The sequence below is a fragment of the Pinirhizobacter sp. genome (assembly GCF_035317885.1).
Lineage (GTDB): Bacteria > Pseudomonadota > Gammaproteobacteria > Xanthomonadales > Rhodanobacteraceae > Pinirhizobacter.
This window is the reverse complement of the sequence record NZ_DATHFX010000508.1, coordinates 1-5,418: the sequence shown is the minus strand read 5'-3', so window position 1 is coordinate 5,418 and position 5,418 is coordinate 1. Positions and strand designations below refer to the sequence as shown.

6 protein-coding genes are annotated in these 5,418 nt (G+C 64.0%); 5 read left to right on the top strand and 1 reads right to left on the bottom strand.

Going from position 1 to position 5,418, the window contains the following annotated elements:
- The 3 genes from VK519_RS16705 to phaC form a co-directional block, all read left to right on the top strand.
- Nucleotides 1–454: S1 RNA-binding domain-containing protein (locus tag VK519_RS16705; protein ID WP_324351630.1), on the top strand; the 454-nt coding region annotated here is incomplete at its 5' end.
- Between the two features lie 93 nt (nt 455–547).
- Nucleotides 548–1,402, top strand: a complete 855-nt coding sequence (locus VK519_RS16700; RefSeq protein WP_324351628.1) for a poly(R)-hydroxyalkanoic acid synthase subunit PhaE — start codon at nt 548–550, stop codon at nt 1,400–1,402.
- 2 nt (nt 1,403–1,404) lie between these two features.
- Nucleotides 1,405–2,469, top strand: coding sequence for a class III poly(R)-hydroxyalkanoic acid synthase subunit PhaC (gene phaC, locus VK519_RS16695; protein ID WP_324351626.1), 1,065 nt, complete (start codon nt 1,405–1,407; stop codon nt 2,467–2,469).
- Nucleotides 2,470–2,486: 17 nt separating this feature from the next.
- On the opposite strand, the gene VK519_RS16690 is transcribed toward phaC, so the two are convergent.
- Entirely contained in the window at nt 2,487–4,064 is a 1,578-nt protein-coding gene (locus VK519_RS16690; RefSeq protein WP_324351624.1) for a tyrosinase family protein, read from the bottom strand.
- A 144-nt stretch (nt 4,065–4,208) separates the two neighbouring features.
- Between VK519_RS16690 and mtnA the strand changes: the two genes are divergently transcribed.
- Nucleotides 4,209–5,222: an S-methyl-5-thioribose-1-phosphate isomerase gene (mtnA, locus tag VK519_RS16685; RefSeq protein WP_324351622.1), complete on the top strand. Its 1,014-nt coding sequence runs from the start codon at nt 4,209–4,211 to the stop codon at nt 5,220–5,222.
- A partial coding sequence (locus tag VK519_RS16680) for a GtrA family protein (RefSeq protein ID WP_324351620.1) occupies nt 5,219–5,418 on the top strand: 200 nt, incomplete at its 3' end. The genes mtnA and VK519_RS16680, both read left to right, overlap by 4 nt.

Here is a 5,418-nt window from a genome sequence, read left to right as displayed (position 1 = left end):
CGAGTACGCCCCGCGCCTGCTCACCATCAAGATCCACCCGGACAAGATCCGCGAAGTCATCGGCAAGGGCGGCGCCACCATCCGCTCGATCACCGAAGAAACCGGCACCACCATCGACATCACCGACGACGGCAACGTCGTCATCGCATCGGTCAACCGCGAAGCGGCCGAAGCCGCCCGCAAGCGCATCGAGCAGATCGTCTCGGACGTCGAGCCGGGCCGCATCTACGAGGGCAAGGTCGCCAAGCTGATGGACTTCGGCGCGTTCGTGACCATCATGCCGGGCAAGGACGGCCTGGTGCATGTGTCGCAGATCTCCTCCGAGCGTGTCGAGAAAGTCTCCGACAAGCTGAAGGAAGGCGATCTCGTCAAGGTCAAGGTGCTGGAAGTAGACAAGCAGGGCCGCATCCGCCTGTCGATGAAGGCTGTCACCGAAGACGAAGCCGCCGTCTAACGACGGTTGCCTCCCGGTAAAAGGAAAGCCCGGCCTCGCAAGATGCCGGGCTTTTCGTTTGTTAGCATATGATTTTCGAGACATGATCACTCCATGACACGGCCCGCTCCCGATTTCCTCGATGCCTACCAGTCGCTGCTGCGCGACGGCTGGGAAACCTGGCTACGCCAGGTCGACCCCAAGGCCACGCCCGGCATGGACGAAAAGGCTGCTGTGGCACGCATGCTCGATGGCATCGACGATTACACCCGATGGCTTGAGTCAAATATCGCCAGTGTTTCCAAGGCGGCACCAGGGACGCCGGCGTGGATACCGCCGCCCGCGCTTGCCCAGTGGTCGGGTGATGACTCCCAGCAGCGCTTCCAGGCCTGGTTGCTTGCCACGCGGGAATGGCTGGGCGACCCGGCGGGCAGCTCGAACGCCGCTGCCCAGGCCGACCAGCGGGCCCTGTTCGAGGCGCTTGCCGACCTCGCCGCCAAACAGCAGCGTTACCAGGCCCTGCTGGGCCAGGTGCAGGCACGGGGCCTCGCCTCGCTGCAACAGCGGATGGCGGGCGCGGGAAAGGGTGATGTGCCCACGATGCGTTCGCTCTACGACGCCTGGGTGGAAGTGGTCGAGGAGGCCTATAACGACGCTGCCCTGTCGGGAGAATTCAGCGAGGCTTATGGCGCCCTGGCCAATGCCCAGGTGCGGGTGCGCACGATGCAGCAAGACCAGTTTGCCCGCGTCGGTGAGCAGATGGGCATCCCCAGTCGCGGCGACCTCGACGCGCTGTCCCGCGGCATCCAGGACCTGCGGCGCGAAGTGGCTTCCCTTCGTGCGCAGGTCGCCACGGTGACGCCGGGCGTGGGGCCAGCATCTCCTTCGGCGAAGAAGGGAACCACGCGGGCGAGGCCAGCGGCGAAGGCCACGTCGGCGAAGAAGCCGGCGGGCAAGGCCAAGCGCTGAGCATGGATCTTCCCTTTCCAATCGATCCTGAGCGCCTGCACGAGGAACTGGCCGCGTTCCAGCGCAAGATTGTCAACGGCCTGGCTACATGGCGACAGCCTGGGCCGGTGAGTTACGGCAGTACGCCGCGTGAGGCCGTATACCGCGAAGACAAGCTCACGTTATGGCATTTCCGCGGCGAAGAACCACCGACGGCCAGGACGCCGCTGTTGGTCTGCTACGCCCTGGTCAACACGCCGTGGATGGTGGACCTGCAGGACGACCGCTCGCTGGTGCGCAACCTGCTGGCGCAGGGCGAGGATGTGTACCTGATCGACTGGGGCTTTCCCGATGCCGCTGATCGCTGGCTGGACCTGGAAGACTACATCCTGGGCTACCTGGACCGTTGCATCGACGTGGTACGCGGGCGGCACGGCAAGGAGCCATTGAACCTGCTGGGTATCTGCCAGGGCGGTACGTTCTCCCTTTGCTACACGGCGCTGCATCCGGAAAAGGTCCGCAACCTCATCACCATGGTCACGCCGGTCGATTTCCATGCGGGTGACAGCATGCTGTCGCACTGGGCGCGCAACATCGACATCGACGCCATGGTGCACAGCTTCGGCAATATCCCCGCCGAACTGATGAACCATGTGTTCCTGACGCTCAAGCCGTGGCGGCTGATGCAGCAGAAGTACGTCGGCATGGTGGACATCCTGGACAAGCCGGCGGACGTGGCCAACTTCCTGCGCATGGAAAAATGGATCTTCGACTCGCCCGACCAGGCGGGCGAAGCCTTTCGCCGGTTTACCACCGATTTTTTCCAGGCCAACAAGCTGGTGAAGGGCCAGGTGATGCTAGATGGGCGGCGCGTGGATCTTGCCACCCTGACCAAACCGATTCTCAACATCTATGCCGAACTCGATCACCTGGTGCCCCCGGCATCGTCCCTGGCCCTGCGCGATGCCACGGGAAGTGCCGATTACAGCGAACTTGCTTTCAAGGGTGGCCATATCGGCATTTATGTTTCCGGTCGCGCCCAACGCGAGGTGCCCCCGGCCATCCACGACTGGCTACGGGTACGCTGATCGATCGCCCAATGGCGCTAGAGCGAGATCAGCTCGATGCGGTACATTTTGAGGATCTCAGTGGGCGAGCTGCTGCCCGCGCGCTGCGCGCGAACGAGGATGGAGAATCGCCGCGCGCCAGGACTGGATCCGGCCAGGCACTTGCTCATGCCATCGGCTATGCCAATCTTCAGCTGCCCACGATGCTTCATATCGCCCGGGCGGCGCGCCCCCATGGAACCAAAGAATGACGCATGCCCACAGTGCACGAGCTCGCTCGAGGAGTCGTCGTCGATCTTGATGTCAACCTTGAAGTGCCAGGCGGCCGGGTCTTCGGGACGATCCAGGTCGATCACGATGGCCGTCGGGTAGTTTCGTTCGAAAGCGTCGCAGGCGAGCAGCCCTGGCTCGACACTGGCCATGACGCTGCCATTGATCGCGAGGTCCGTGGATTTCAGCTGGCACCCGAACATCGCCGGCCACGCAGCATTGGCCGGCCGCGATAGTGCGGTGGGAATGGGCGTCGATGCCTGGAAGGTGTAACCGAGCTCCCTGCTGCTGACGTAGTCCCCGGCAATGCTGTTGACCATTTTGCCATTCTCGTCGCAGAAGAACAGGAAAGGCTCGTTGCGCCACGCTGCGGGGCCGTCCTGGGAGATAAGTCCCTGGCGCTGCATCCAGACGTCCCAAAGCCGGTCGACGTTGCAGTGATGAAGCCAGAACGTCGGATCGCTCCCTGACAGCATGTCACCCATGTAGCCACCCACCGCGTCATGGACGAGGTCATGCGGCTGGCTTTCGAGCATGCCGGGCGTGCCACCCATATTGCTGTGCTGGGCGACCAGGCTTCCGCCGAACTCGAACAAGGTGGGTGGCGCCAGTGCGTTGATCAGGGTGGGAAGCGAAACCGCATCGCGGGCGACAGGGGGTAGCTGGCGGTTGCCGGCACCGATCTTGCGCCTGGTGCCCGGACAAAAATAGGCGTGAACAGCCGCCCAGAACATCTCGAAGTTGGCGAAACCGCGCTGTTCGAGCTGGACGCGCTGCTGTTGGGTGAGGCCCTTCCAGAACGTTTCCATCGGTTTGCGGAACTTAAGATCGAAGGTTGGGAAGTCGTGGATAAAACCTTGGGTGTTTGTATCGAGCACGTCGCCGCCGAAGAGCGCCGCTGGCATTTCCGGAGCGCTTGTCCAGTCCCAATAAGGTAGTGCGAACGACGGTTTCTTCAGGAGTCTGCGCGCAATGGATTCGAACCAGTAGATATAGCCTCGATGCCAGGGCAAAAACCACGCATTGCCGTGTGGGCAATCCAGCACGTGGACCAACGCTTGTCGATACCAGTTGCGCGGGTCTTCCGGGGGGAGTGCCAGCATCGCGGCGACTGCCTGGCGCAGGTCGTTGATCACGGTTTCGCTGCCGAAGGCGTTCACGTGCAGGCGTTGGAGCATGGGATTGGTGGCTATCGGGTTGCTGGCAGGTGTAGCCGGACCTTGCCCGCGCAGGTTGCTAGCCAGGGCGGGTAGTGCCGGCAATGCCGCACCCGCGGCAAGCAGCGTGGCGCTACGGGTGAGGAACTTTCGTCGCGAGTCACGATTGTCGTTTCCGTTCGCGTTCATCGGATGTCATCCTTGTCGGTGGGGCCGAAAAATGATGCCACGGCACATGCAACGGCATTTCCCCATTTCGCGTCAGTGGCCGCTGATTTCCCCGTAGGCGGCAAGGCAGTGGGTAAGCGCAGGACGATCGCGCATAATGCGGGGATGAACTCCACCGCCCACGATTCCATCCGCGCCGTGCAGTGGTACGGCGACCACCTGCGCCTCCTCGACCAGAGGAAGCTGCCTGCGCAGTCGGTCTGGATCGACTGTCGGGAGGCCAGTGACGTCACCGCGGCGATCAAGGACCTCGCCGTTCGCGGCGCTCCCGCCATCGGCATCGCCGCGGCATGGGGCGTGGTCCTGGCCGCGCGCGTTGGCGAACCGATGCCCGCGGCCATGGCCATGTTGCGGGCGGCCCGGCCCACGGCGGTCAATCTGATGTGGGCGCTGGACCGCATGAAATCGCGTCTGGATGCCGGTGCCGACGCTGCGGCACTCCAGGCCGAAGCCCAGGCCATCCAGGACGAAGACCTCGCCGCCAACCGGCGCATGGGCGAACTCGGCGCGGCCCTGATCACCCCGGGTTCGGGCGTGATGACCCATTGCAACACCGGTTCGCTGGCCACGGCGGGTTTCGGCACCGCCCTGGGCGTGATTCGCGCCGGCGTTTCCGCAGGCCGCATCGCCCAGGTGTTCGCGGGCGAGACGCGCCCTTGGCTGCAAGGTGCGCGCCTTACCATGTGGGAACTGGTCAACGACGGCATTCCCGCGCGGCTGGTGGCCGATTCGGCCGCTTCGCACCTGATGAAGTCCGGCGCGGTGCAGTGGGTCGTGGTGGGCGCCGACCGCATCGCCGCCAATGGCGACACCGCCAACAAGATCGGCACCTACCAGCTCGCCATTGCCGCCAGGCACCATGGCGTGAAGTTCATGGTGGTGGCGCCGTCCACCACGGTCGACATGGCTACCGCCGACGGCGACGACATCGAGATAGAACTGCGCGATGCTACCGAACTGTTGTCGATGTCGGGAACGCGCACGGTGGTAGAAGGGGCCGAGGCCTGGAACCCGGTATTCGATGTTACCCCGGCCGCCCTGATCGATGCCCTGGTCACCGAGCGCGGCGTGATTGAACTTCCGGACGCTTCGAAAATGCAGGCCGTCTTCGGCGGATGACCCGCCTGCGCCAGGAACTGATGGGTTTCGCGGCAGGGGGCCTGCTTGGACTGGCCATCGATGCATCCGTCGTGCAGGCGCTGGTGGCCTGGGCGGGTTGGCACGTGTATCCGGCCCGCGCGGTGTCGTTCACTTTCGCCGCCACTTTCACCTGGTGGTGGAACCGCCACGTCACCTTTCGTCATCGCCACAGCGG